Annotated in this window: 24 protein-coding genes; 9 read left to right on the top strand and 15 right to left on the bottom strand. The window is 73.3% G+C overall.

Annotated elements, in window-relative coordinates; translation table 11 throughout:
- Window positions 1-36: 36 nt before the first annotated feature.
- Both ABIH81_RS15385 and ABIH81_RS15380 read right to left on the bottom strand, forming a co-directional pair.
- Window positions 37-225, bottom strand: a complete 189-nt coding sequence (locus ABIH81_RS15385; protein WP_349880898.1) for a DUF397 domain-containing protein — start codon at window positions 223-225, stop codon at window positions 37-39.
- The gene (locus ABIH81_RS15380; protein ID WP_349880897.1) at window positions 216-1,019 is read right to left on the bottom strand and encodes a helix-turn-helix transcriptional regulator; all 804 of its coding nucleotides are present in this window, start codon (window positions 1,017-1,019) and stop codon (window positions 216-218) included. The genes ABIH81_RS15385 and ABIH81_RS15380 overlap by 10 nt, the downstream gene beginning before the upstream one ends.
- 432 nt (window positions 1,020-1,451) lie before the next feature.
- Here ABIH81_RS15380 and ABIH81_RS15375 point away from each other — a divergent pair, with 432 nt between their 5' ends.
- Complete coding sequence (locus tag ABIH81_RS15375) at window positions 1,452-1,697, top strand: flavin reductase (RefSeq protein ID WP_349880896.1); 246 nt, start codon at window positions 1,452-1,454, stop codon at window positions 1,695-1,697.
- A gap of 21 nt (window positions 1,698-1,718) precedes the next feature.
- Here the strand turns inward: ABIH81_RS15375 and ABIH81_RS15370 are convergent, their stop codons facing one another.
- Window positions 1,719-2,132: a carboxymuconolactone decarboxylase family protein gene (locus ABIH81_RS15370; RefSeq protein ID WP_349880895.1), complete on the bottom strand. Its 414-nt coding sequence runs from the start codon at window positions 2,130-2,132 to the stop codon at window positions 1,719-1,721.
- Window positions 2,133-2,215: 83 nt separating this feature from the next.
- A complete protein-coding gene (locus tag ABIH81_RS15365; protein ID WP_349880894.1) occupies window positions 2,216-3,148 on the bottom strand; it encodes an ABC transporter ATP-binding protein in 933 nt (310 codons plus the stop codon).
- Between the two features lie 352 nt (window positions 3,149-3,500).
- Between ABIH81_RS15365 and ABIH81_RS15360 the strand changes: the two genes are divergently transcribed.
- The 5 genes from ABIH81_RS15360 (at window position 3,501) to ABIH81_RS15340 (ending at window position 10,455) form a co-directional block, all read left to right on the top strand.
- Window positions 3,501-5,687 carry a TRAP transporter fused permease subunit gene (locus ABIH81_RS15360; RefSeq protein ID WP_349880893.1) on the top strand — a complete coding sequence of 729 codons (2,187 nt, stop codon included), beginning with the start codon at window positions 3,501-3,503 and terminating at the stop codon, window positions 5,685-5,687.
- Complete coding sequence (locus ABIH81_RS15355) at window positions 5,663-6,682, top strand: TAXI family TRAP transporter solute-binding subunit (protein ID WP_349880892.1); 1,020 nt, start codon at window positions 5,663-5,665, stop codon at window positions 6,680-6,682. The genes ABIH81_RS15360 and ABIH81_RS15355 overlap by 25 nt, the downstream gene beginning before the upstream one ends.
- A gap of 64 nt (window positions 6,683-6,746) precedes the next feature.
- Complete coding sequence (locus ABIH81_RS15350) at window positions 6,747-9,101, top strand: nitrate- and nitrite sensing domain-containing protein (protein WP_349880891.1); 2,355 nt, start codon at window positions 6,747-6,749, stop codon at window positions 9,099-9,101.
- Complete coding sequence (locus ABIH81_RS15345) at window positions 9,098-9,490, top strand: roadblock/LC7 domain-containing protein (protein ID WP_349880890.1); 393 nt, start codon at window positions 9,098-9,100, stop codon at window positions 9,488-9,490. Before ABIH81_RS15350 ends, ABIH81_RS15345 begins: the two co-directional genes overlap by 4 nt.
- Window positions 9,487-10,455: a TAXI family TRAP transporter solute-binding subunit gene (locus ABIH81_RS15340; RefSeq protein WP_349880889.1), complete on the top strand. Its 969-nt coding sequence runs from the start codon at window positions 9,487-9,489 to the stop codon at window positions 10,453-10,455. The genes ABIH81_RS15345 and ABIH81_RS15340 overlap by 4 nt, the downstream gene beginning before the upstream one ends.
- A 52-nt stretch (window positions 10,456-10,507) precedes the next feature.
- Here the strand turns inward: ABIH81_RS15340 and ABIH81_RS15335 are convergent, their stop codons facing one another.
- Entirely contained in the window at window positions 10,508-11,047 is a 540-nt protein-coding gene (locus ABIH81_RS15335; protein WP_047893503.1) for a GNAT family protein, read from the bottom strand.
- Between the two features lie 107 nt (window positions 11,048-11,154).
- Here ABIH81_RS15335 and ABIH81_RS15330 point away from each other — a divergent pair, with 107 nt between their 5' ends.
- Complete coding sequence (locus ABIH81_RS15330; protein WP_349880888.1) at window positions 11,155-11,409, top strand: type II toxin-antitoxin system prevent-host-death family antitoxin; 255 nt, start codon at window positions 11,155-11,157, stop codon at window positions 11,407-11,409.
- Window positions 11,406-11,780 carry a type II toxin-antitoxin system VapC family toxin gene (locus ABIH81_RS15325; protein ID WP_349880887.1) on the top strand — a complete coding sequence of 125 codons (375 nt, stop codon included), beginning with the start codon at window positions 11,406-11,408 and terminating at the stop codon, window positions 11,778-11,780. The genes ABIH81_RS15330 and ABIH81_RS15325 overlap by 4 nt, the downstream gene beginning before the upstream one ends.
- Before the next feature lie 3 nt (window positions 11,781-11,783).
- On the opposite strand, the gene ABIH81_RS15320 is transcribed toward ABIH81_RS15325, so the two are convergent.
- The 10 genes from ABIH81_RS15320 to ppdK all read right to left on the bottom strand — a co-directional run bounded on the left by ABIH81_RS15320 (window position 11,784) and on the right by ppdK (window position 23,467).
- Complete coding sequence (locus ABIH81_RS15320; RefSeq protein ID WP_349880886.1) at window positions 11,784-12,326, bottom strand: hypothetical protein; 543 nt, start codon at window positions 12,324-12,326, stop codon at window positions 11,784-11,786.
- Window positions 12,326-14,221: a DNA primase gene (gene dnaG / locus ABIH81_RS15315; protein WP_349881116.1), complete on the bottom strand. Its 1,896-nt coding sequence runs from the start codon at window positions 14,219-14,221 to the stop codon at window positions 12,326-12,328. Before dnaG ends, ABIH81_RS15320 begins: the two co-directional genes overlap by 1 nt.
- Before the next feature lie 73 nt (window positions 14,222-14,294).
- Entirely contained in the window at window positions 14,295-14,540 is a 246-nt protein-coding gene (locus ABIH81_RS15310; protein ID WP_135241551.1) for a helix-turn-helix transcriptional regulator, read from the bottom strand.
- Between the two features lie 10 nt (window positions 14,541-14,550).
- Complete coding sequence (locus ABIH81_RS15305) at window positions 14,551-15,402, bottom strand: ABC transporter permease (RefSeq protein WP_120568541.1); 852 nt, start codon at window positions 15,400-15,402, stop codon at window positions 14,551-14,553.
- On the bottom strand, window positions 15,399-16,373 hold the full coding sequence (locus ABIH81_RS15300) for an ABC transporter ATP-binding protein (RefSeq protein ID WP_349880885.1): 975 nt from the start codon (window positions 16,371-16,373) through the stop codon (window positions 15,399-15,401). The genes ABIH81_RS15305 and ABIH81_RS15300 overlap by 4 nt, the downstream gene beginning before the upstream one ends.
- A 44-nt stretch (window positions 16,374-16,417) precedes the next feature.
- Window positions 16,418-18,052 carry a BCCT family transporter gene (locus ABIH81_RS15295; protein ID WP_349880884.1) on the bottom strand — a complete coding sequence of 545 codons (1,635 nt, stop codon included), beginning with the start codon at window positions 18,050-18,052 and terminating at the stop codon, window positions 16,418-16,420.
- Between the two features lie 57 nt (window positions 18,053-18,109).
- Complete coding sequence (locus ABIH81_RS15290) at window positions 18,110-18,946, bottom strand: siderophore-interacting protein (RefSeq protein WP_349880883.1); 837 nt, start codon at window positions 18,944-18,946, stop codon at window positions 18,110-18,112.
- Between the two features lie 39 nt (window positions 18,947-18,985).
- Window positions 18,986-20,212 carry a deoxyguanosinetriphosphate triphosphohydrolase gene (locus ABIH81_RS15285; protein WP_349880882.1) on the bottom strand — a complete coding sequence of 409 codons (1,227 nt, stop codon included), beginning with the start codon at window positions 20,210-20,212 and terminating at the stop codon, window positions 18,986-18,988.
- A 49-nt stretch (window positions 20,213-20,261) separates the two neighbouring features.
- Complete coding sequence (locus tag ABIH81_RS15280; RefSeq protein ID WP_349880881.1) at window positions 20,262-20,615, bottom strand: VOC family protein; 354 nt, start codon at window positions 20,613-20,615, stop codon at window positions 20,262-20,264.
- 116 nt (window positions 20,616-20,731) lie between these two features.
- Window positions 20,732-23,467, bottom strand: coding sequence for a pyruvate, phosphate dikinase (gene ppdK, locus ABIH81_RS15275; RefSeq protein WP_349880880.1), 2,736 nt, complete (start codon window positions 23,465-23,467; stop codon window positions 20,732-20,734).
- A 311-nt stretch (window positions 23,468-23,778) separates the two neighbouring features.
- Between ppdK and ABIH81_RS15270 the strand changes: the two genes are divergently transcribed.
- Entirely contained in the window at window positions 23,779-25,533 is a 1,755-nt protein-coding gene (locus ABIH81_RS15270; RefSeq protein WP_349880879.1) for a beta-N-acetylhexosaminidase, read from the top strand.
- Window positions 25,534-26,111: the final 578 nt, after the last annotated feature.

The following is a 26,111-nucleotide window of genomic DNA, read 5'->3' as shown; positions in this document are numbered from 1 at the left end:
GGATGTCTGGACGCCGCCTCGCCGGGCCGGGGCCGGTCAGCGCGGGGCGAAGCGGGCGACGAACGCGCGCCAGGCGTCGGGGGCGAAGGCCAGCACCGGGCCGGCCGGGTCCTTGGAATCGCGCACGGCGATCACGCCGGGCAGGCCGTCCGCCACCTCCACACAGGCTCCGCCCTGGGCGTTGCTGCGGCTGCTCTTGCGCCAGCGGGCACTGCTCAGGTCCATGTCTCCGCCATCTCCGTCATGAGTTCGAGGGACTGCTGGTGCGACAGTGCCTCACCGCGGATCGACTCCCACACCTCGACCATCTGCCGCACGTGGTCGGCGCGGTCGATCACCTGCGCGTGGAGCTGCCCCTCCTGGTAGACGACGTCCTCGCCGTGCGGCGGGGTGGCGATCACGAACGGGCCGCTGACGCCAGGGTAGGCCCCGGCGGTGAGCGGCACAACGTGGATTCGCACCCGGGGCAGCCCCGAGCCGACCTTCACCAGGTGACGCACCTGCTCGCGCATCACCTCCGGGCCGCCGACCCGGCGGCGCAGCACGTGCTCGTCGACGACGAAGGTGAGCAGCGGGGGCCGGTCGCGGGTCAGCAGCGCCTGGCGGTCCAGCCGCGTCGCCACCTGCTGCTCCACCTCGTCCGGCGCGAACAGCCGGCCACCGCAGAGCAGCGCGCGGGCGTAGCCCTCGGTCTGCAGGAGCCCTGGCACGCAGAGCGGCTCGAACCAGCGCAGCGCGGTGGCCTCCGCCTCGATGCCGGGCCAGTCCCGGAACCACGGCACCACGGCCTCCCGGCTGATCCGCCGCTGGATGCGCTCGAAGCGCCCGTCAGCGCCGAACACCGCGTCGCAGCGGCGGGCGAAGTCGAGGCCGGGACGGCGCTCGCAGGTCTCCACCTTGGCCACCAGCGCGCCGGAGTAGCTCAGCGCCTCGGCCAACGCCGTCTGGGACATGCCGCTGGCGGCGCGGGCGAGCCGCAGCTCCTCCGCGAAGTGCTCCAGCATGGACGACAGTTCCACGGACAGCCTCCGTACATCCTCGGGACACCTGGAGCCGGCGGCCGTACGCGCTGGTCGTCGCCGCGCCGGACCTCCCACCGTAGTCGCGTCCTCAGCAGACTGTCACGCAGCGGAACCGCTCCCGGGATCGGACGGCGGGCGGAACCAGGCCGGGGGCGCCGGCGCACGACGAGGTCCGCCGGCGCCCCCATCCCACTACGACGGAGGCTCACCCATGCGCATCAGGTTCTGGCGCTGCCGGCGCCCGGCAACGCCCGCTCCGCTTCCCCGGCGTACCCCCGAGGGACGCCCGGCGTGGGCGACCGCGCCGACGGAGGCCTTCCCGGTCGACGGCCCCGGGCGTCCGGGACGGCTCACCCGCGCGCAGGAGTGGCGGGCGAACGGTGGTCGCCGACTGCCGTCGCCACGGTGCGGCGGGGAGGGCACGCGCTGATGCCGCGTCACCGCCCGCACGTCGCCGCGCGCCCGTCCTGGCGCTGCCGGATCTGCGGCGCCGCGTGGCCGTGCTCCCCGGCCCGGCTGGCGCTGCTCGGTGAGTACCGCGAGGACCGGACCGCGCTGCTGGTCTACCTCGGGACGCTTCTGTGCGAGGCCACCGACGACCTCGCCGCCGGGCGGGACGGCACCGCACCGCAGGACCTGGCCGAGCGGTTCGTCACCTGGGCCCGGGGCCGCTGACCGAGCATGGACCGGGGGCGCTCAGCCGGCCGGGGTGGGGCGGACCGGCAACAGGTCACGCTCCGCGAAGACCTTCTTGGCGACCAGGGTGGCGTTGACCGCCCTCGGCACGCCGCAGTAGACGACCGCCTGCAGCAGCGCCTCGACGATCTCCGACGGCGTCAGGCCGGCGTTGAGCGCGCCGTTGACGTGCACCTCGAGCTGGGCCTCGGCGGCGCCGAGGCCGGTGAGGATGCCGAGGGTCAGCAGCTCCCGGTCGCGGCGCGTCAGGTCGGGCCGGACGTAGAGGTCGCCGTAGGACCAGGTGACGGAACGGCGGCTCAGCTCGGGCGAGACGTCGGCGAGAGCGTCGAGGAGCCGCTGCGCGGCGTCACCGGCGGCCTCCCGTAGCGCCGCCAGCCCCCGCTCGTACTGGTCGTCTCCGGCCATGGTCATCCCTACCCCTGAACGCTCGTCCGGTCGGTCGGCCGCGGTTACCCACGGCGGCGCCGGGCAAACCCCCTCCGCCCCGCCGGGCGTCAGTCGATCAGGGTGCGGCCGGTGAGGTGCAGGAAGACGTCTTCCAGGCTGCCGCGCCGGACCAGCACACCGGCCGGGTCCAGGCCGCGTGCGGCCACCTCGGCCACCGCGGCGTCGCCGTCGGACACGTAGAGCAGGATGCGGTCGGGCAGCACCTCGACGCGCTCGCCCAGCCCGTCGAGCTTGCCGGCGAACGCCTCCTGCGAGTCACCGGCGAACCGCAGCTCGACCACCTCGCGGGTGGCGTGCCGCTCGATCAGCGCGCGGGGCGAGCCCTCGGCGACGATCCGGCCGCCGTCCATCACCACCAGGCGGTCGCAGAGCTGCTCCGCCTCGTCCATGTAGTGGGTGGTCAGCACCAGCGTCACGCCCTGCTGCCTCAGCCGGAACAGCCGCTCCCAGACCAGGTGCCGGGCCTGCGGGTCGAGGCCGGTGGTGGGCTCGTCGAGCAGCACGATCTCCGGGTCGTTGACCAGCGCGCGGGCGATGGTCAACCGTCGCTTCATGCCGCCGGACAGCGGGTCGACCCTGCTCTCGGCGCGCTCGGTGAGCTGGACGAAGTCGAGCAGCTCGCCGGCGCGCTCGCGGGCCACCCGGCGCGGGATGCCGAAGTAGCGCGCGTAGGTGGTGAGATTCTCCCGGACGGTCAGCTCCGGATCGAGGCTGTCGAGCTGCGGACAGACGCCGAGCCGGGCCCGTATGGCCGGGCCGTCGCGCACCGGGTCGAGCCCGAGGATGCGCAGCTCGCCGCCGGACGGCGGGGAGATGCAGCCGATCATGCGCATGGTGGAGGACTTGCCCGCGCCGTTGGGGCCGAGGAAGCCGAACGCCTCGCCGCGGCGCACCTCGACGTCGATGCCGTCGACGGCGGTGAAGTCGCCGAACCGCTTCACCAGCCCCCGTGCCTGGATGAGTGGTTGCCCGATGGTCACCGGCCGACCCTAACCGCCCGGTCCGACACCCCCGCGCGTCCGCACGTTGCGTGACGATCGCTACCGTAAGTAACCGACTCATTCCATCGTTGGAAGCGGGCCTAACTCACCATAGTGGAGCGATCCACGAACATGCGTTCGCCTTTGTGGCAGAACAATTGTGAAATCGATTCGAAAAGGGTTTGCGGTGAGTGAGCAAAGGCTCATTCCATCACTCCACGCAATCACGACCGGCAATGTTCGCATCATGTGCGCCATTCGCGTATCGTGCCCCCTCGTGCCACCCGTTCGCCCCTCCGACTCCACTCCCCCGTCACCCCGTACGCCCACCGGCGGGCGACCGGGGTCCGACGTGGACCCCGACGTGGTGTCGCTGCCGCCGGACGAGGGCAGCGTGGGCGGCCCCGAGTGGGCCGACGACGGGCCGGGCGAGAGCGAAAGCCAGAAGGAACAGACCCCGGAACAGGCCCACCAGGACGCCCGCGAACTGGCCGCCCGATTCGAGGAGGAGAAGCCGGGACGGGTGCTCGCCGGGCCGGTCGGTGTCCTCTTCACCGGCATCACCGTCGCAGTCGGTCTGCTGACGCTCTGGCAGGTGTTCTTCCCGCTCGCCCAGGGCAGCAAGTATTACCTGATCTTCTTCCTGGCCGGCGTACTGCCGATGGTGTTCCTCGCGTACCCCTCGGGGGTGCGGCTGCGGCGCACGGCGACCGGCACGGACGACCGGCGCGGACCCACGCCCGTGGACTGGCTGCTGGCCCTCGCGGCGCTCGTGGTCTGCCTCTACCCGGTGCTGCCGGTCACCATCGGCGCCGGTGGCGGCGGGTACGACGCCTTCCTCGACCGGCAGGGCCTGCTGGATCCGCTGGACGTGGCGTTCGGCACCGGGCTGCTGCTCCTGCTGCTGGAGGCGTGCCGGCGTACCACCGGATGGATCCTGCCGGCGGTCTGCGTGCTGTTCCTCGGGTACGGCTACTACGGCGGGCTGCTGCCGCAGTCCTGGCCGGTGGCGCACGCGGGGCTCGACTTCGGGCAGCTCGTCGACGCGTTCTACAACTCCGACAGCGGCTTCTACGGCACCCCGCTGGATGTGGCCGCCTCGTACATCGTGCTGTTCACGATCTACGGCGCGGTGCTCGACCTGTCCGGCGCGGGCCGGTTCTTCGTGGAGCTGTCCGCCGCCGCGTTCCGCCGCTCCCGGACGGCCGCCGGGCGCACCGCTGTCGCCTCGGGTTTCCTGCTCGGCACCGTCTCCGGCTCCGGCGCCGCCACCACCGTCAGCATCGGCGCGGTGACCTGGCCGATCCTGCGCCGCGCCGGCTACCCGGCCGAGCGGGCGGGCGGCATGCTCGCCGCCGCGGGCGTGGGGGCGATCCTGTCGCCGCCGACGCTCGGCGCCGCCGCGTTCATCATCGCCGAGTACCTGGGCGTGTCCTACCTCCAGGTGCTCGGCTGGGCCACGGTGCCGACGATCCTGTACTACCTGGGCATCCTGCTCTCCGTCGAGATCGACGCCCGGCGCTCCGGCGTGCGGCCGGTGGTCATCGACACCGGCTCGGCGTGGCGGCTGCTGGCCCGCTTCGGCTACCACTTCCTCTCGCTCTTCGTGATCATCGTGGTGCTGGCACTGGGCGCGTCGGCGATGCGCGCGGTGGTCATCGCCACCGCGCTCGCGGCCGTGCTGTCCTTCCTGGACCGGCGGCACCGCCTCACGCCGGCCCGGCTGGTGACGGCGCTGCGCGACGGCGTACGCGGGGTGCTCGCGGTGAGCGCCGTCTGCGCCGCGGCCGGGATCATCACCGCCACCACCACGAAGACCGGCCTCGGGCCGCAGGCCGCCGCGCTGCTGATCGACGGCGCGCAGGCGGTCAGCTCGGAGCCGGCCGTGGTGCTGGCGCTGACCGCGGTGCTCGCCGCCGTCGCGCTCAGCCTGCTCGGCCTCGCCGTGCCGGTCACCGCCTCGTTCGTCATCGGCTGGGTGATCATCGGCCCGGCGCTGCTCAACCTGGGCGTCGAAGCGCCCGCCGCGGCCATGTTCGTCTTCTACTTCGCGGTGCTGTCCGAGGTCTCGCCGCCGACCGCGCTCGCAGCGGTCGCCGCCGCCGCGGTCACCGGCGGCCGGCTGGTGCCGACCATGTGGCAGACCCTGCGGTACGCGCTGCCGGCGTACCTGATCCCGCTGGCCTTCGTGATCACGCCGACCGGCCTCGGGCTGCTCGGCATCGGCGGGCCCGGGCGGATCGTCACGGCCGGCCTCGTGTCGGCGCTGGGCGTGGCCGTGCTGGCGGTCGCGGCCGGCGGCTGGCTGCCCGGTGTGGGCCCGGCCGGCGTACCGGAGCGGATCGTCGGCGCGATCGCCGGACTGGTGCTGCTCTGGCTGGAACCGCTGCCCATGGCGATCGGCGCGGCGCTCGCCGCGCTCGCGGTCGCGGGCGTGTACGTCCGACGTGGCGCCGCCGGGCACGCCGGCCGCCCGGCGGTCGAAGAATCCGTGGACCTTGGGGAGGAGAGAGAGTGGGACGGATCGATGCGAGGATAGTGGCGGGCGTCGGGGCACTTGTCCTGGTCGCCGCCGGTGCCACCGGCTGCGGGGGCCGTCAGGACGGCGCGGCGGAGGACGACGCCGCCCGCGAGGTCAGCTGCAAGGTCACCAAGGACACCCGGGTCGGCATCGCCACCGGCAACGCCACGGGCGTCTACTACGTGGTCGGCAACGCGCTCGCCGGCGAGCTGAGCAAGACCACCGACGGCAAGCTCACCGGGACGGCCGCCGAGACCGGCGCCTCGGTGCAGAACGTCGAGCAGCTCGTCGCCGGCCAGTACGACGTGGCGTTCTCGCTGTTCGACACCGCTGTCAACGCTGTGCAGGGCAAGGGGAGCTTCACCGCGCCGCAGCCGGTGAAGGCGCTGGCCCGGATCTACGACAACTACACGCAGGTGGTGGTCCGCGCCGACGCGGGGATCACGTCGGTGGCCGACATGAAGGGCAAGAAGGTCTCCACCGGCTCGCCCAAGTCCGGTACCGAGGTCATCGCCAACCGGCTGCTCACCGCCGCCGGGCTGGACCCGGCCAAGGACATCCAGGCGCAGCGGCTGGATCTCACCAAGACCGTCGACGGCATGAAGGACGGCAGCATCGACGGCTTCTTCTGGTCCGGCGGCGTGCCGACCGGCGGCGTCACCGACCTGTTCACCACGTCCGGCGACAAGGTGAAGTTCGTCGACATCAGCCCGCTGCTGCCGAAGATGGCCGAACTGAACCCGGCGTACCAGGCGGGCACCATCGGCAAGGACACCTACCGGACCCCGGCCGACGTGCCCACCATCGTGGTGCCGAACGTGCTGCTGGTGCGCGACAACCTGGACGCCGACGTGGCCTGCGCGATCACCCGGACGGTCTTCGACTCCAAGGACGCCCTTGCCCAGGCGAACCCGGCGGCGAAGGGCATCGAGCTGGGCAACGCCCGCAAGACCGACCCGGTGCCGCTGCACCGAGGCGCGGAGCGGGCACTGAGCGACCTCGGCGCGAGCTGACCCGAACGGGCCGGGCCCGGACGCGCGTCCGGGCCCGGCCCGCCGACCCGACCCGGAGACCCCCGTGCCGCTGCCCCACCCGGCTCGCGTACGCCGGCATCACCGCTCCGCGGACCGCACCGGACGCCTCCGCTCGGTCCGCATCCAACTGCTGGCGCCGATCCTGGTGGCCACCGCCGGGCTGGTCGTGCTGGGGGCGGCGCAGACCGACGCCGCGCTCGACGCGTCCGCCGACGCCGACCGGGCCCGCGTGCTGGCCGGCACCGCAACCGCGACCGTACGGCTGGTGCACGAGCTGGAACGCGAGCTGGGCGAGACGGCCGCGTTGCGCCAGCGCGGCGGTACGTCCGGCCGCCCGCTCGTGGACGCGCAGCGCCGCCGGGTCGACACGGCGGTGGAGCGCTACCGCTCGGCGCAGGATGACGCGCGCCGGGCCGCCCCGGATCTGGCCGGGGTGCTGGACGACGCGCGGGGGCGCCTGGCGCAGCTCGCGCCCACCCGGGACCTGGCGCTGGCCGGTGAGCGCGGCGACCCGGCGTACGTGTCGCTCGTGGAGTCGCTGCTCGCGGTCGCGGACGCGCTGCCCAGTCAGCTCCGCGACGCCGACCTGGCCAACCAGGCACGCGAGGTGGCAGCGGTGGCCGCCCAGGAGCACCTGTCGGCGCTGGAGCGCGACCTGCTGCGGGCGGTGTTCGTCCGGGGTGGACTGCAAAGTGGCGAACTGGCCCGGCTGGGCCGGCTGCGGGGTGCCCGGGAGCAGCGGCAGGCCGAGTTCCTGCGGATCGCCTCCGGCCCGGCGAACAAAGCCTGGTACCGGCTGGTCGACGGCACCGACGTGACCACGGCCCGCCGGATGAGTGACGCCGTGCTCGACTCCGACGGCGCGCCAGGCACGGTGAAGACCGACGGTGACGCCTGGTACGTGGCGCAGAGCGGCGCGATCCGCCGGTACAACCTGCTCGGCCGGGATCTGACCGACGGGCTGGACCGGGACGCGGCGGACCTGGCCGGGGCGGCCCGGCTGCGTGCGGTGCTGACCGCCGGCGCGACGAGCACCGTCGCGCTCGGCTCGCTCGTCACCGCCGTGCTGCTGGCGGTACGCACCAGCCGCCGGCTGCGCCGGCTGCGGGTGGCCGCGCTCACCATGGCGAACCGGGAGCTGCCGGAACGGATCACCGCGATCGCGGCGGGCGAGCGGACCCCGGCGGAGGGCCCGGCGACCCGGATGACCGACGGGATCCGCCGGGGCCGGGACGAGGTGGCGCAGGTCGCCGAGGCGTTCGACACGGTGAACCGGGCCGCGTTGCGGCTGGCCGGGCAGCAGGCCGAGTTGCGGCTGGACGTGACCCGGATGGCGGAGGCCCTGGCCCGGCGCATCCGTACGCTCATCACCCGGCAGCTGCGGCTGCTCGACGACTTCGAGCGCGAGGAGACCGACCCGGACGCGCTGGCCCGGCTGTTCGCGCTGGATCACCTCGCCGCGCGGTTGCGCCGCAACGGAGAGAACCTGCTGGTGCTCGCCGGTGGCGAACCCGGCCGCGGGCACGAGGGCGCGTTGCTGCTGGACGACGTGGTCCGGGCGGCGGCCTCCGAGATCGAGGACTACCCGCGGGTGGAGATCGACGTACCGACCGCGGCGGTGCACGGCACGGCGGCCGGCAACCTGGTGCACCTGCTGGCCGAGCTGCTGGAGAACGCCACCGTCTACTCGCCACCCGACGCCCGGGTGCTCGTCGACGGCCGGCGCACAGTCGACGGGCTGGTGCTGCGCGTCCACGACCAGGGCATCGGCGTCAGCGAGAGCCGGCTGACCGAGATCAACGAGCGGCTGGCCGCGCCGGCCACGCTGTCCAGCGCCGCGGCGGGCAGCATGGGCCTGCACGTGGTGGCCCACCTGGCCGCCCGGCACGGGATCCGGGTGCAGTTGCACAACCCCGGCACCGGCACGGTCGCGCAGGTCGACGTACCGGAATCGGTGCTGACCCGGGTCGACTCGGTGGCGCCCCGGCCGGTCGCGGAGCGGCGACCGCGCGCCGCGGCCTGGTTCAAGTCCGGGCCCGCCGCACGGCCGGCGGCCGGCGGCCGCAGCCTCGTCACCAGCGCCACGACCGTCGGCCCGGTGCGCGGCGTCGCCGCCGTCCGCACGCCCGGAGGCGCGTTGCCGGTGCCGAGCGCGGCGCGGATCCGGCCGGTGAGCGTGCCGCCGGCGCCCGTCCCCACCACCGCCGCCGGGCTGCCCCGGCGGCAGGTGGGCGGCCACCTGCCCCAGCCGATGCCGGACGCCACCGCGCCGCCGCCGGCCACCGACCTGCTCGACCCCGACGTGGTACGTGCCCGGCTGTCCGCCCTCGCCGAGGGGGTGGCCAGCGCGACCCGCCGTGCCCCGAACACCACCACACCCAACGGGAGAAGACCATGACCTCACCGTCCTCCGCCGGTCTGGACTGGCTGCTGGCGAACTTCGCCGAGCAGGTGCCGGACGTCTCGCACGCGCTCGCGGTCTCCGAGGACGGGTTGCGGCTGGCCTCCTCGCCGGACCTCTCCCCCGACCAGGTCGACCAGCTCGCGGCGGTGATCAGCGGGCTGGCGAGCCTGACCGTGGGCGCGGCCCGCCTGATGTCCGCCGGCCGGGTACGCCAGCAGATCGTGGACATGGACGGCGGGGTCATGCTGGTGATGGCGGTGGGTGAGCGGGCGCTGCTCGGCGTGCTGGCCGCGCCGGGCTGCGACCTGGGCCAGATCGGCTACGAGACGGCGACGCTGGTGCAGCGGGTGGCGGAGGCGCTGGAACCGGCGGTCCGGCGGTGACCGGCCGCCCGCTGCGGCTGCTGGCCGCGCTGATGACGGCGGTGCTGGTGGCCGGCTGCGCGGCCGAGGACTCCGCCCCCCAGGCGTGGCACGGCGGGCGGATCTTCCTGGCCACCGGCAACACCACCGGCGTCTACTACCAGCTCGGCGGCGGGTACGCCGACCTGATCACCCGCCACCTGCCCGGGTACGAGGCGCGGGCGGAGCCGACCGGCGCGTCGGTGGAGAACATCACCCGGGTGGCGAGCGGCGACATGGAGATCGCGTTCAGCCTGGCCGACACGGCGGCGGACGCGGTCGACGGGCGCGGGGCGTTCGACAAGCAGCCGCAGCCGGTACGCGCGCTGGCCCGGGTCTACAGCAACTACACGCACGTGATCGTCCGCGCCGACGGCAAGATCGGCAGCTTCGCCGACCTGCGCGGCAAGCGCATCTCCACCGGTTCGCCGAAGTCCGGCACCGACATCATCGCCGGGCGCCTGCTCACCGCCGGTGGCATCGACCCGAACCGGGACATCCAGCGGTTCAACCTGTCGCTGCCGGAGACGGTCAAGCGGATGCGCGCCAAGGGCCTGGACGCCATGTTCTTCTCCGGTGGCCTGCCCACACCCGGCGTCAAGGATCTGCTCTCCTCCGCGCCCGGCACGTTCCGGCTGCTGCCGATCGACGAGCTGATCGAGCCGTTGAGCGCCCGCTTCGGCGCGGTCTACACCACGGCGACGCTGCCGAAGGAGGTCTACGGCACGCCCCAGCCGACACCGACCATCACCGTGGCGAACGTGATCCTGGTGGCGGCGGACATGCCGGAGCAGCTCGCGTACGACCTGACCCGGGTGCTGTTCACCTGGCAGGGCGAGCTGATCCAGGTGCACCCGGAGGCGGCGAACTTCAACCGGTCCAGCGCCGCGGCGACCCGGCCGATCCCGTTGCACCCGGGCGCACAGCGGTTCTACCGCACCGGCTGAGCGCAGGACCGCGCCGCCCCGGCACCGCCGCGCCGGGAAGGCGCGGCGCCTGCTACGGCGTCCAGTCGCGCCGCAGCAGGCCGTAGATCACCATGTCTCCGAAGCCGTCGCCGTCGTACCCGCGCTCCCGCTGGGTGCCCTCGTGGACGAAACCGCATCTCTCGGCGGTACGCCGCATGGCCGTGTTGGCGGCGAGCGCCTCGATCTCCAGGCGGCGCAGGTTGCGGTTGCGGAAGCCGTACCGGCAGAGCAGCCGGATCACCTCGGTCCCGTAGCCCTGGCCGCGAGCCTCGGGCAGCAGCGTGATGCCGAGATGGGCGAGCCTGCTGAACGTGTCGATCCCCCACAGCACGCCGGTGCCGAGGAACGTGCCGTCGGCGACGGTCTCGGCCAGCAGCGACACCGCGGCGCCGGCGTCCGGCTGCTCGCCGGCGCGCTTCTCCAGCCGGGCCCGGACCTGGCCGACGTGGTACGGCAGGAACGGCCCGTCGTCGGTGATCAGATGCAGCTCCGGATCGCTCTTCAGGCGGAACAGGTCCGGCGCGTCGTCAGGGGTGGGCGGGCGCAGGCGGACGCGCTCGGTGGCGAACATCCCGCGACGCTAACAGCCGGTCCGCAGCCACTCGACCGGATTATCCGGCCGCCGCCGGGCGCCCATATGCCTAAACTAAGGACTTAGCTAACCGAGGAGGTCGCGCCATGTCGGCTGAGGCTGTGCACTACAACATGCATGATGCCAAGACCCACCTGTCGCGCATCATCGAGCGGGTGGAACGCGGCGAAGAGATCATCATCGACCGAGCGGGTACCCCCGTGGCGAAGGTCGTGCCGCTGGTGCGCCGGGCCGACCGCACTGCGGTGGGCTCCCTCGCGGGGCAGGTGGACCTCTCGGGCGACTGGGACTCGCCACAGACCAACGCCGAGATCGCCGCCGACTTCGGGATCGGCGCATGACGCTGCTGCTGGACACCCACGTCGTGCTCTGGGCCATCACCGGCGACGCCACCCTCGGCGTCGAGTTCCTCGACCGGCTACGACACGACCCCGACATCTTCCTCTCCCCGGTCAGCCTCTGGGAGATCACCATCAAGCAGCAGGCAGGAAAGCTGTCCGGTCCTCCCGACCTCGCGGAACAGGTGCGGGACATGGGCTTCCGTGAACTCCCGGTGACCCATGACCACGCCATCACCGCAGGCCGCCTACCCCCGCATCACCGTGATCCCTTCGACCGCATGCTGGTGGCGCAGGCGATCACGGAGGACCTGACACTGGCCACCCGCGACGCCTCCATCGCGCTCTACGAGGTCGACGTCCTCAAGGTGTAGACGTCAGGCGTCGGCGGGGGCGGTGGCGGCTCGCGCCGCCGCGACCAGCCGGGCGGTCTCGGCGGCCACCGCCTCGTCGTCGGCGGGCGTCCCCGGGTCGTAGCGGACCGTCCAGGTCAGGCCGTCGACCCCGGACACCCGCCGGGCCGCGATCCGCCCGGAGCCGCCGGGCACCTCGTGGTGCGAGGTGTACGCCACCGAGCCGGTGACCCGGGCCCGGACCTGGTGCGGCAGGTCACCCGGGTCGACGAGCAGGTACGTCCCGGGGAGGCCGTCCGCGACCACCAGGTAGCCGTCGCGTTCGTCGACCGGGTCGGCCGGGGTGACTGTCAGCTCGCGGCCGGACCAGACCGCCTTGAGGATGTCGTGCCAGCCGAGGCGGTCCACCCGGCCGGGCAACCAGAGACCGCGGTTGCTGGCGACCAGCACGCCGTCGTTGCCGCCCTCGCCGGTGCCGGCGGCGGCCCAGGCGAGCACCCGCTCGTCGGCGGCCAGCGGCGGCCGGTCGGCCGACGGCAGTTTCGGCCGGCGGTTGAACAGACCCATCACAAACCTCCGGCGGCCTGCTCGCGCAGAGCCCGTGCGTGCTGTTCCAGCGAGAGCAGTTCCCCGAACAGGGCGAAGTACTCGTCCTTGTTGCTCACCGGGTTGATCCGCTGGATCTTCGACTTCAGGTCACGGATGCGGCCGGTGACCGAACTCCACTGGAGCCGGGCCATGGTGATCGAGACGTACCTCGGGTCGGGCTCGCCGTCGATGCGCAGCGGCTCGACCGCCAGCTCACCGATCAGCGCCTGCCCGGCCAGGTCGTCGCAGGCGTCGCGGACCCGCTCGATCCAGACCGCGCCGCCGGTGGCGCCGGACGCGCCGCCGGCCGCGGCCACTGCGGTACGCACCGCCACGTGCACCGGGTGCTGGTAGTCGGCCGCCTCGACCGCGTCGAACATCGGGCCGGCGAGTACCGGCTCCTGCAACGCCAGCTTCAGCGCCTCCCGCTCCACCATGGACCGCGGGCTGTCCACAGTCGGCGCCGTCGGGCCGGGGCGGGCGGGTGCGGCGGACCCGCCCCCGGTCTGCGGCGCGTGTGCGGCGGCCAGCACCGCACGCTGCACCGGCTCGATCTCCATGCCGAGGTCACCGGCGAGCTTGCGCACGTACTCCGGGCGCTTCTCCCGGTCCTTGATCTTCGCCACCAGAGGCGCGGCGCGGCGCATGGCCTCGACCCGGCCGTCGACGGTGTCCAGGTCGAACCGGTTGATCACGTGCCGGAGGGCGAAGTCCACCAGCGGCTCGCGGCGGGCCACCAGGTCGCGTACGGCCAGGTCGCCCTTTGCCAGGCGCAGCTCGCACGGGTCCATGTTGTCGGGGCTGACCGCGATGAAGGTACGCCCGACGAAGCGCTGGTCGTCCTCGAAGGCGCGCAACGCGGCCTTCTGCCCCGCCGCGTCGCCGTCGAAGGTGAAGATGATCTCGCCGGCCCGCTCGTCGCTGTCGAACAGCACCCGGCGCAGCACCGAGATGTGGTCGCCGCCGAACGCGGTGCCGCAGGTCGCCACCGCTGTCGGCACGTCGGCGAGGTGGCAGGCCATCACATCGGTGTAGCCCTCGACCACCACCACCTTGCCCTGCTTGGCGATCTCCCGCTTGGCCTGGTCGATGCCGTAGAGCACGTGCGACTTCTTGTAGATCGGCGTCTCGGGGGTGTTGAGGTACTTCGGGCCGTCGTCGTCGTCGAACAGCTTGCGGGCGCCGAATCCGATCACGTCGCCGGTGATGTCCCGGATCGGCCACATCAGGCGGCGGCGGAACCGGTCGATCAGCGAGCCGGAGCGGGCCGGGCGGGACAGGCCGGCGGTCACCAGCTCGTCGTGGGTGAAGCCCTGCTGGCGCAGGTGCTTGGTGAGCAGGTCCCACCCGTCGGGGGCGAAGCCGCAGCCGTACCGCTCGGCGGCGGCCCGGTCGAAGCCGCGCCCGGCGAGGAACTCGCGGGCCGGGCGGGCGCCGGCGGTGGTGAGCTGCGCCCGGTAGAAATCGACGGCGGCGGCGTGCGCGGCCACCAGGCGCTGCCGCTGCCCCTGCTGCGGCCGGGTACGCGGCGCGGACCTGTCGTCCTCGACGTAGCGCAACTGGATGCCGGCGCGGGCGGCGAGCCGCTCGACGGACTCGACGAAGCTGAGGTGCTCGGCGTCCATCAGGAACTTGATCGCGTCGCCGCCGACCCCGCAGCCGAAGCAGTAGAACACGTTGCGGGCGGGCGAGACGTTGAACGAGGGGCTCTTCTCGTCGTGGAACGGGCAGAGCCCCTTGAGGTTGCCGCCGCCGGCCGACTTGAGCGTCACCACCTCGGAGATGACGTCCGCGATGGCGGTGCGCTCGCGGACCAGCGCGATGTCCTCGTCCCGGATCCGCCCCGCCATGACCGCCACCCCCTCGGCGTACATCCTGCCCTGCCGGACCGACGTTCCGGCGGCCGGGGGGACGGGCGTGTGGCCGGCCACGCCCGTCCCCGCCGGCTCAGGCCGAGCGGGCCGCCGCGGGGTCGCCGATCCGCGGGAACGGCTCGATGGAGAAGACCACCTCGACCGGCACCTCGAAGTACGCGGCGATGCGCAGCGCCAGGTGCAGGCTGGGCCGGAACTCGCCGCGCTCCAGGTAACCGACGGTCTGGTAGTGCACACCGAGCGCGTCGGCCAGGTGCCGCCGGGAGATGCCCCGTTCGGCGCGCAGCACCGCGATGCGGTTGTGCACGGTCTCGCTCATCGACGCCCTCTCATCCGACCCGCTGCATGGCCCGCTCCCGCCGGGCCGCGACCCGCGAGCCGGACTCCCGGCGGGCCATCCGGCGCAGCACCACCGGGGCCAGCACGAGCCCGAGCACCGCCCAGGCGCCGAGCACGCCGACCGTCTCCAGGTGCCGCCAGGAGCCGCCGAGTTCGACCGCCGCCAGGTCGCCCGGGAGCAGCGCCGAGCGCATGCCCAAGCCTAGCCAGTAGAGCGGGAAGACCTGGGCGACGCCCTGGAGCCAGCCGGGCAGGCCGTTGATCGGGTAGAAGATGCCGGACAGCGCGATGAGACCGAAGATCGGCATCACCACCAGGCCCATGTTGCGCGGGTTCTCCACCAGCGAGCCGATCACCGCGCCCAGCGGCAGCGTCGCCACCAGCCCGAGCGGCACCACCCAGGCCAGCGTGAGCCAGGCGCCGGGGTCGCCGAGCCGCAGCCCGTCGAGGAAGAACAGCCCGGGCGTGAGCTGGATGACCACACCGATCAGCGCGACCGCCGACACCAGCACGATCTTGCCGACCAGGTAGCCGAGCATGCCGTCCGGGATCGCCTTGGCGCGCAGCAGCGTGCCGTCCTCCCGGTCGATGACGAGCTGGTTGGCCAGCCCGAGCAGGCCGCCGAAGAGCAGGCCCATGCCGAGCGCGCTGGGCAGCGTACGGGCGCCGAGGGAGAAGTCGGTGCCCGGCACCGTCGAGCCGCGCATCCAGAACACGGCGATCAGCAGCACCACAGTGGGGAAGAAGTAGGTCCAGAGATCCTGGCCGTTGGTGAACGTCGCGCGCAGCTCGATCACGCCGCGCCGCAGCCCGGCCCGCAGCGCGTTGGTGGTCGGGTTCATCGGTTCGCCTCCTGCTGCCACACCCGCTCGGCCCGGCCGGTACGGATGCCGGTCTCCTCCTCGTGCACCAGCGCCAGGTACGCGTCCTCCAGGCTGGCCCGGCGCACCTCCAGCTCACGTACCCGGTCCCCGTGCTCGCGGAGCAGGTCGCGCAGGAACGCGGTGGCGTCGGCGGTGGCGTGCACGTACCGCTCGCCGTCGCGGGTCCAGCGCACCTCGGCGTCCCCCGCGACGCGCCGGGCGAGCTGGTCGGGCGAGCCCTCGGCGATGATCCGGCCGCCGGCCAGGATGAGGATGCGGTCGGCCAGCTTCTCCGCCTCGGCCAGGTCGTGCGTGCTCAGCACGATGGTGGTCTCGTCCAGGTCGGCCAGGCGGTGCACCAGCTCGTGGAACTCGCGGCGGGCGGCCGGGTCGAAGCCGACTGTGGGCTCGTCCAGGAACAGCAGTTCCGGCCGGCCGACGATGCCGACCGCGACGTCGAGCCGGCGGCGCTGACCACCGGAGAGCCGGGCCACCCGGCTGCCGGCGTGCGCGGTCAGGCCCACCGTCTCCAGCAGCTCGTCGACCGGCCACGGGCGCGGGATCCGGTCGGTGGCGTACGGCGCGTAGAAGTCGCCGAGGTGGGCCAGCAGCTCCCGCACCCGCCACTTGCCGTGGTCGCGCCAGGACTGGAGCACCACGCCCAGCCGCGCGCGCCACCGCTCGTCGCCGCGCGCCGGGTCGGCGCCGAGCACCCGGACCGTGCCGGCCGAGGGCACCCGGAAGCCTTCGAGGATCTCGATGGTGGTGGTCTTGCCCGCGCCGTTGGGCCCGAGCAGCGCCACCACCTCGCCCCGCCGGGCGGTCAGGTCGACGCCGTGCAGCACGTCGACGGCGCCGTAGCGCATACGCAGGTCCCGCACGTCGAGGACGAGATCCTCGTCGGGAGGTCGGGGGGACGCGACGGCCCCCGGGAGTTCGACCGCAGTCATGCCCCGGAATGTAGCACTTCTGCTACGAAACGAGGTACCCCCACTCAACGGCGAGGGCGATGGAACCAGCGCGTGACGGGGGCCGTCTCCTCCTCCTCGTACGACCGGGCCGCACGGACCGCGGCGGCCAGGCCGGAGCGGCGGGGCCGGGGCCCGGCGCGCAGCATCGGGTCGGCGGCCATGTCCCGGAGCACCGCGACGGCCAGGCCCAGCATCACCACGACGAACGGCAACGCGACCAGGATGGTCGCCTGTTGCAACGCGGCCAGGCCGCCGGCCAGCAGCAACGCCGCCGCGACCGCGCCGATCAGCACGCCCCAGAGCACCACCACCGCGCGGTGCGGCCGCAGCGCGCCGCGCGAGCTGAGCGAGCCGAGCACCAGCGACGCCGAGTCCGCGCTGGTGACGAAGTAGAGCGCGATCAGCACCATGGCGAGCACGCTCGTCAGCGTGGCCAGCGGCAGCGCCTCGAGCAGCCCGAACAGCGCCTGCTCCGAACCGGCGTCCACGTCCGCCACCAGATCTCTGGTGCCGGTGGTCTGCGTACGCAGGGCGGTCCCGCCCATCACCGCGAACCACACGGTGCTCGCGCCGCTGGGTATCAGCAGCACCCCGATCAGGAACTGGCGGACCGTACGGCCGCGCGAGATGCGGGCGATGAACGTGCCCACGAACGGCGCCCAGGAGATCCACCACGCCCAGTAGAAGATCGTCCACGAGCCCAGCCAGGCCGGATCGGAGAACGCCCCGGTACGCGTCGACATGCGCACCAGGCCGCTCAGATAGTCACCGACCGAGGCCGGCAGCACCTCCAGCGTGTAGACGGTCGGACCGACCACGAACACGAACAGCATCAGCACGACGGCGATCAGCACGTTCGTGGTGGACAGCCACTTGACGCCCCGGTGCAGTCCGGAGAAGGCGGACACGACGAAGGCGAGCGTCAGCGCGCCGATGATCGTCAACTCGACGGTCCGGCCGTCCGGTACCCCGGCCACCAGGTCGAGGCCGGCCGCCACCTGGAGCGCGCCCAGCCCGAGACTGGTCGCGGAGCCGAACACGGTGGCGAAGACGGCGAGCAGGTCGATCGCGCGGCCGAGCGGGCCGTCGGTCCGGTCGCCGAGCAGCGGCGCGAACGCGGACGAGATCCGGTTGCCCCGCCCCTTGCGGAACGTCGAGTACGCCAGCGCCAGCGCCGCGATCGCGTAGATGCCCCACGGGTGCAGTGTCCAGTGGAAGAGCGTGTACTGCATGGCCGCCGAGGCGGCGGCGCCGGTCCGCGGCTCGACGCCGGAGGCGGGAGGCGGCGTCGCGTAGTGCTGGATCGGTTCGGCGACGGCGAAGAACACCAGGCCGATGCCCATGCCGGCGCTGAACATCATGGCGACCCAGGCCAGCGTGTCGAACTCCGGCTCGTCGTCGTCGGCGCCCAGCCGGATCCGGCCGAACCGGGAGGCGGCCACGACCACCGCCAGCACCAGGAAGGCGTCGGCCGCGACCACGAAGAACCAGCCGAACGTGTTCACGGTCCAGGCCAGGCCGGACTCGCCGAAACGGGCCAGTGAACCCCGGGCGAACACGCCCCACAGCACCACCGCGAGCACACCGGCGACCCCGGCGCCGAGCACCACCCGGTCGACCTGCTGGGTAGCGGACCGCTGCCCCGATTGTCCCGTCATGCCCCCATCGTCGGCGGCCCGGCCGCACCGTAGGGCCGGAACGCCGCAGGATCCGCGTCAGGACACGACGGCGGCGGCCTCCTCGGCCTCCACGGCGGCGTTCCAGGCCGGCTTGGTGGACCGCCAGCCCTCGTCGTCCATGCCACGCCGCCAGTAGCCGGAGATGGACAGATCGCCCCGGGGCACGCCGCGCTCGACGCGCAGCAGCCGCCGCAGCTCCTTCATCGCGCCGGCCTCGCCGTGCACGAAGGCGTGCACCCGGCCGGGCGGGAACTCCAGCGCCCGGACCGCCTCGACCAGCGGCTCGCCGTACGGGCGCCCGTCGCGGTGCAGCCAGCGCACCTCGACCTCACCCGCGCTGGTCAGGGGCAGCTCGTCGGCCGGGCCGCCGACCTCGACGTACACCTTGGCGGGCACGCCCGCCGGCAGCCGCTCCAGGGCGGCGGCGATGGCCGGCAGCGCGCTCTCGTCGCCCGCCAGCAGGTGCCAGTCCGCCGCCGGGTCCGGCGCGTACGCGCCGCCCGGCCCGGCGAACAACACCCGGTCGCCGGGACGCAGCGCCGCCGCCCACGGCCCGGCCAGGCCCTCGTCGCCGTGGTGCACCACGTCCACCGTCATCTCACCGGCCGCGGCGTCCCAGGCCCGCACCGTGTACGCGCGCAGGCGCGGCCACTGCTCCGCCGGGAACTCCCGCTTGATCGTGGCCAGGTCGACCGGGTACGGGTAGGTCACCCCGGCCGGCGGGAAGACGAACTTCACGTAGTGGTCGGTGTACGCGCCCACCGGCAGCCCGGCCAGCTCGGCGCCGCCCAGGACGAGGCGGATCAGGTGTGGGGTGGGCCGCGTGGTCCGGACGACCGTGGCGGCGGTGAGCTTCTTCGGGCGATCCGTCATGCTGCTTAGGCTAACCTAAGCTCCGCCGGGGTGATCCGGTCAGTTCGGCGACACCAGCCGGGCGTGCCAGGCCAGCGCGGCCGGATCGGTGAGCGAGGCGACCTGGTCGATCACCACGCGCAGCCGCGCGGCGTCGTCCGCCGCGTCCCGCCACAGCGGCGCGAACACCGGGTCGAGCGCGTCCGGCGCCCGGTCCAGCAGCACCGCGACCAGCCCGGCCAGGACGTCGCGCTGCCGCGCGTAGCGGTCCTCGGCGCCGGGACGGCGCATCACGTACCGCAGCGCGATGCCCTTGAGCAGCGCGCACTGCGCCCGGATCCGGCGCGGCACCTCCAGGCCGGCGGCGTAGCGGCGGTGCGGGCCGGGACCGTGGCGCTGCTCGGTCGCGGCCACCACGCCGGCGACGAACCGGCCGGTGAGCACGCTGGTGGTGGCCTTCAGCGCGGCGAGGGCGCGGCGGCTGCCGTCGTACGCGGCCAGCGGGGCGAGCACCGGATCGGCCAGCAGGTCGGCGAGCACCTCGCCCAGGTCCTCCGGCGCCTCACCCGAGTACGCGGCGGCCACGTCGGCGCAGAGCGCCCGCCGCTCGTCCGCGTCGGACAGCAGCGGGCGCAGGTCGACGTACCCGCCGTGGATGCCGTCCTCGACGTCGTGCACCGAGTACGCCACGTCGTCGGCCCAGTCCATCACCTGGGCCTCCAGGCAGCGCCGGGCACCGGGCGGGGCGCCCTCGCGCAGCCAGTCGAAGACCGGGCGGTCGTCGGCGTACACGCCGAACTTGCGTTCGCCGGGGCGGCGCGGCCACGGGTACTTGCTCACCGCGTCCAGCGCGGCCCGGGTCAGGTTCAGCCCGGCCGAGCGGCCGTCCGGGGCGAACACCTTCGCCTCCAGCCGGGTGAGCACCCGCAGCGTCTGCGCGTTGCCCTCGAAGCCGCCGCAGTCGGCGGCCAGCTCGTCCAGGGCGTACTCGCCGTTGTGCCCGAACGGCGGGTGACCCAGGTCGTGCGCCAGCCCGGCGGTGTCCACCACGTCCGGGTCGCAGCCCAGCCGGGCGCCCATCTCGCGGGCGATCTGCGCGACCTCCAGCGAGTGGGTCAGCCGGGTACGCAGGAAGTCGTTCGTCCCGGCCGTGTGCACCTGGGTCTTCGCGGCGAGCCGCCGGAACGCCGCCGAGTGCAGCACCCGGGCGCGGTCCCGCTCGAACGGCGACCGGCCGTACCCGGTGTCCTTGGGCGCCTCGTCGACCAGCCGGGCCGCGTCGCTCATTTCTGCCGGAAGCACAAGGGGTCGCGACTGCGGGGCTCGCAAGACCGGCTCACTCCTCGCGCTCCCGCAACACGCAGAACTCGTTGCCCTCCGGGTCGGCGAGCACCGTCCACTCCACGTCCCCCTGGCCGATGTCGACGTGCCGGGCACCCATGTCGACCAGGCGCTCGACCTCGGCCTCCAGGTCGGCCGGGCGCAGGTCGATGTGCAGCCGGTTCTTCCCCTCCTTCGGCCCGGAGACCGGGACGAAGACGAGACCGGGCGTCGTGTCGGGGGTCCGGCGGATCTCCACCTCGTCCGGCTTGTCGGTGATCACCTGATAGCCGAGGGCCTCCGCCCACCAACTGGCGAGCCGGGACGGATCCCGGGCGTCGATGGTCAGGTTCTCCCAGACGGCGGTCATGCGGCCACCCCTCCTGATCGACACGTGGCGGAAGCTCAGGTTACGCCGAGGAGGCCGGAAAGGCGCGCCGGGCGTACGCGGGGCCGCCGGCGAGCACCGGCGGCCCCGCGCCCTCCTCAGCGGGAGTCCGAACCGGCGGTGGTGATGGCCGCGCGCCCTGCCTCCAGCCGGGCCACCGGCACCCGGAACGGCGAGCAGGAGACGTAGTCCAGGCCGACCTCGTGGAAGAAGTGCACCGAGTCCGGGTCGCCGCCGTGCTCGCCGCAGACGCCGAGCTTCAGGCCCGGACGGGCCGCCCGGCCCTCCTCGGCGGCGATGCGCACCAGCCGGCCGACGCCGTCGGTGTCGATCGACTCGAACGGGGAGATGCCGAAGATGCCCAGCTCCAGGTAGCGCCAGAAGAACGCGCCCTCCACGTCGTCGCGGGAGAAGCCCCAGCCCATCTGGGTCAGGTCGTTGGTGCCGAAGGAGAAGAACTCGGCCGCCTCGGCGATCTGCCCGGCGGTCAGCGCCGCCCGGGGCACCTCGATCATCGTGCCGATCAGCACCTCGACGCCGCTGTCCCCGACCACCTCGGCGATGATCCGCTCGGCCTCGGCGCGTACCGTCTCCAGCTCCTGCACGGCCCCGACCAGCGGCACCATGATCTCCGGGCAGGCCCGGCCGCCGTCGCGGACGACCGCGACGGCGGCCTCCGCGATCGCGCGGACCTGCATGGCGAACAGGCCGGGGATGACCAGGCCGAGCCGGACGCCGCGCAGGCCCAGCATCGGGTTCTCCTCGTGCATCCGCCGCACGGCGGCGAGCAGCGCCTCCTCCTTCGCGACGTCCTCGCCGCGCTCCTGGGCCACCGCGACGTTGACCGCGAGCTGCTCCAGCGGGGGCAGGAACTCGTGCAGCGGCGGGTCGATCAGCCGCACCGTGACCGGGAGGCCGTCCATCTCCCGGAAGATCTCGATGAAGTCGGCCCGCTGCAGCGGCAGCAGGGCGGCGAGCGCGTCCTCCCGCTCCCGCCCACCTTCGGCCAGGATGAGCCGCTCGACCAGCTCGCGCCGGTCGCCGAGGAACATGTGCTCGGTGCGGCACAGGCCGATGCCCTCGGCGCCGAAGCGCCGCGCCCGGGCCGCGTCCGCGCCGGTGTCGGCGTTCGTGCGCACCCGCAGCCGCCGCGCCGCGTCGGCGTGCGTCATGATCCGGTGTACGGCGCGGACCAGCGCGTCGTCGGTGGTCTCCGGGTCGAGTTCGCCCTCGAAGTACTGCACCACCTCGGACGGCATGACCGGCACCTCACCGAGGTAGACCTTGCCGGTGGTGCCGTCGATCGAGACCACGTCGCCCTCGTTCACCACGTGGTCGCCCACGGTGAACCTCTTCGCCGGCACGTTGACGTCCAGCTTGTCGGCGCCGGAGACACAGGTCTTGCCCATGCCGCGGGCAACCACGGCGGCGTGGCTGGTCTTGCCGCCCCGGGAGGTCAGGATGCCCTTGGCGGCGATCATGCCGTTGAGATCGTCCGGGTTGGTCTCCCGCCGGACCAGGATCACCGATTCGCCCTCGGCGGCCAGCTCGACCGCGCGGGCCGAGGTGAAGACCACCTTGCCGGACGCGGCGCCCGGCGAGGCGCCGATGCCCTTGGCGACCGGCTCGAACTCGTGGTCGAGCTGGAAGCGCGGGAACATCAGCTGGGCGAGCTGCGCGCCGTTGACCCGGTGCAGCGCCTCGTCCAGGTCGATCAGGCCCTCGTCGACGAGCTGCCCGGCGATGACGAACGCGGCGGCGGCGGTGCGCTTGCCGACCCGGGTCTGGAGCATCCAGAGCTTGCCGCGCTCGATGGTGAACTCGATGTCGCAGAGGTCCTTGTAGTGCTCCTCCAGCCGGGCCATGATGCCGAGCAGCTGGTCGTAGGAGGTCTTGTCGAGCTGCTCCAGCTCCTGCAACGGCACCGTGTTGCGGATGCCGGCCACCACGTCCTCGCCCTGGGCGTTGGCGAGGTAGTCGCCGTAGATGCCCTGCGCCCCGCTGCCCGGGTCGCGGGTGAACGCGACGCCGGTACCGGAGTCGGGACCGAGGTTGCCGAAGACCATCGCCACCACGTTGACAGCGGTGCCCAGGTCGGCCGGGATGCGCTCCTGCCGGCGGTAGAGCACCGCCCGCTCCGCGTTCCACGACTCGAAGACCGCGCGGATGGCCAGGTCGAGCTGCTCGCGCGGCTCCTGCGGGAACTCGCGGCCGGTGTGCTTGGCGAAGATCTTCTTGTACGCGTCGACCAGCCCGCGCAGGTCGTCGGCGTCCAGGTCGAGGTCGTTGTGCGTACCCTTGGCGCGCTTGATCTCGTCCAGCGCGTGCTCGAACTCCTCGCCCGGCACCTCGCAGACGGTCTTGCCGAACATCTGGATCAGCCGGCGGTAGGAGTCCCAGGCGAACCTGTCTGCGCCGCCGGAGGCGGCCCGGTCGGCGCTGCCGCCGGCCTGTCGTGCGAGTCCTTCGACGCTGTGGTCGTTGAGACCCACGTTGAGGACGGTCTCCATCATGCCGGGCATGGAGAACTTGGCGCCGGAGCGTACCGAGACCAGCAGCGGGTCGTCCGGGTCGCCGAGGCGCCGGCCCATCTCGCGCTCCAGGGACTCCAGGTGCGCCTCGATCTGCGCGGCCAGGCCGTCCGGCTCGCGCCCGGTCGTCAGGTACGCCTTGCAGGCCTCCGTGGTGATCGTGAAGCCGGGCGGAACCGGCAGGCCGAGATTCGTCATCTCGGCCAGGTTGGCCCCCTTGCCGCCGAGCAGATCCTTGAGATCCTTGTTGCCCTCGGCGAAGTCGTAGACGTACTTCTGCTCGACCGGATCGTGCGCTGCCACCAGAGCCTCCCACGCGCGCCATTGACACTTAACGAAGGTTCAGTTCGGACATACCCCGGTAGCGACCACCGGTAATCCCGGCTCGTCGGCGTCGGTGGGGCGAAGGCTAGGCGAACTTCGAGAAACCTGGGAGCGTTCGGTGACTTTCGGCACAACAGTCACCACAATCCGCGTTCGTACGGGTTTTTGGGAACGCTTCCACGAGCACGATCACGCAATTCCGATTCCTCTCGTACTCTTGACGTCACTGCATCTCGCGGAACCTGACCTTTGCCATATCCCGCGCGAATACACCCCTCGGAGCCGTCGCCGTGCCGACCAACCCCGCCGCCCCCGAGACCGGGCCGGAGCCGACCGACACCCGTCCCACCAGCCCTTCCAGCGACGCACCCGCGGTGCCGCTGCCCGGCGTGCCGGCGCCCGCCGCCGAGCTGGCCCGGGTCGCCGCGGGCCGGGCCGCCGGCGCGCTCGCCGGGCCGGCGCCGCTCCGGCTCGACGACGTGGTGCCGGCGCCCGAGCAGGTGCGCCCGGACCCGGCCGGTGACTTCACGCTGAGCGCGGACGCGGTACTGCGGGTCGGCACCGCCGGGCGGGACGTGGCCGAACAGCTCGCCGGCTGGCTGCGCCCGGCCACCGGTTACCCGCTCCCGGTCGCCGGCACCATCGAGGGCGGCCCGCTCACGCTCACGCTGTCCCCGGCCGACGCCGCCGTGCCGGCAGGCGCGGTTGCGGCCGGCGCCGTGGACGACGCCCGGCTCGGGGACGAGGGCTACCGCCTCGACGTGACCGCCGGCGCCGTCCGGATCACCGCCGTCACCCCGGCCGGGCTGTTCCACGGCGCGCAGACGCTGCGGCAGCTGCTACCCGCGCCGGTCGAGAGCCCGACCGCTGTCGCCGTGCGCTGGGCGGTGCCCGGCGGCACCATCGTCGACCGGCCGCGCTTCCCCTACCGGGGCGCCATGCTCGACGTCGCCCGCCATTTCTTCCCGGTCGAGGACGTGCTGCGGGTGGTCGACCACCTGGCCCGCTACAAGCTCAACCACCTGCACCTGCACCTCACCGACGACCAGGGCTGGCGGATCGCCGTCGACTCCTGGCCCCGGCTCGCCGAGGTCGGCGGCGCGACCGCTGTCGGCGGCGGCCCCGGCGGCTGGTACACCCGGGACGACTACCGCCGCATCGTCGCGTACGCCGCCCGCCGCCACGTCACAGTGGTGCCCGAGATCGACCTGCCGGGCCACACCAACGCGGCGCTGGTCGCGTACCCCGAACTGACGCCCGGCAAGGTCGCGCCGCCGCCGTACACCGGTACCGAGGTCGGGTTCAGCTTCGTCGACCCCGCCGACGAGCGGACGTACGCCTTCGTCGCGGACGTGGTCGGCGAGGTGGCCGCGCTGACGCCCGGGCCGTGGCTGCACCTCGGCGGCGACGAGGCGTTCAAGGTGCCGGCCGACAGCTACCGCGCCTTCGTGGAACGGGCGCAGCGGCTGGTCGCCGCCACCGGCAAGACAGTGGTCGGCTGGCACCAGCTCGCACCGGCCGAACACGTCGACGGGCGCGTCCTGCAGTGGTGGGGGACGAACGGTGACGACCCGGAGACAGCCGACGCGGTACGCCGGGGCGCCCGGCTGATCCTCTCCCCCGGCAACCACGCGTACCTGGACATGAAGTACGCCCCGGACACCCCGATCGGGCACGACTGGGCCGGTCTGATCGACGTACGCCGGGCGTACGAGTGGGATCCGGCCAGCCACGTGCGGGGCGTACCGGCCGAGGCGGTGCTGGGCGTGGAGGCGCCGCTGTGGACCGAGTCGGTCACGACGCTCGCCGAGGTCGAGTACATGCTGTTTCCGCGCCTGCCCGCCGTCGCCGAACTCGGCTGGTCACCGCGCGGGACACACGACTGGCCCCGGTTCCGCAGCCGGCTGGCCGCCCACGGCCCGCGCTGGACAACCGCCGGCATCACCTTCCACCCCTCCCCCGAGATCCCCTGGCCCCCCACCACCCCAGCCCACATCCCCACCCAGCCCACGCCCCCCACCCCCCGCACCCCCACCACCCCCTGACCCGCACGGGTTCCGAACCCCGTCGATCATGAAGTTGACGGCGACAAACCGGACACAAAAACCCCGCCAACTTCATGATCGACCCCCTCATCCCCGGAGGGGTGCGTGCGGCCGCCCCTCGCCGGCGCGATCCCTCCCGGATCGCCGAGATCTTGGTACGAAACGGCCCCCAGAGGGGCGCCGATCCACCAAGATCTCAAGTCACCCGGCCCAGAACCCGACATTGGGCGCCAAGGCGACTCACTCCCTCCCATCGGATCGGTGATCAAGGAGTTCGTGTCCGGCGCAGGGCCTCAGACGGACACAAACTCCTTGATCAACGGGGTGGGGCGGGCCCCGGTGGGGTCGGTGGGGGGCTGCTGGGGGTGGTGTCCGGAATCGGGGTGGCCGGGGTCACCGGTGGGGTGGAATCGGGGGCGGGTGCGGGGCGTTGTACATGGCAGACCGCGCCGCACCCGCCGACCGCCCGCCCAGCGGGCCGGGAATCAGGCCGGGACGCCGGTCGTTGCATCCCCGGAGCCGCCGAGCAGGCCGACAGCGCCTGCCGGGCCGGCCCCACCGCCGGGCAGCGCCCCCGG

It is taken from the genome of Micromonospora sp. HUAS YX12 (genome assembly GCF_040215685.1).
Classification (GTDB): Bacteria; Actinomycetota; Actinomycetes; order Mycobacteriales; family Micromonosporaceae; genus Micromonospora; species Micromonospora tulbaghiae.
This window is presented reverse-complemented; position numbering and strand designations above follow the sequence as displayed.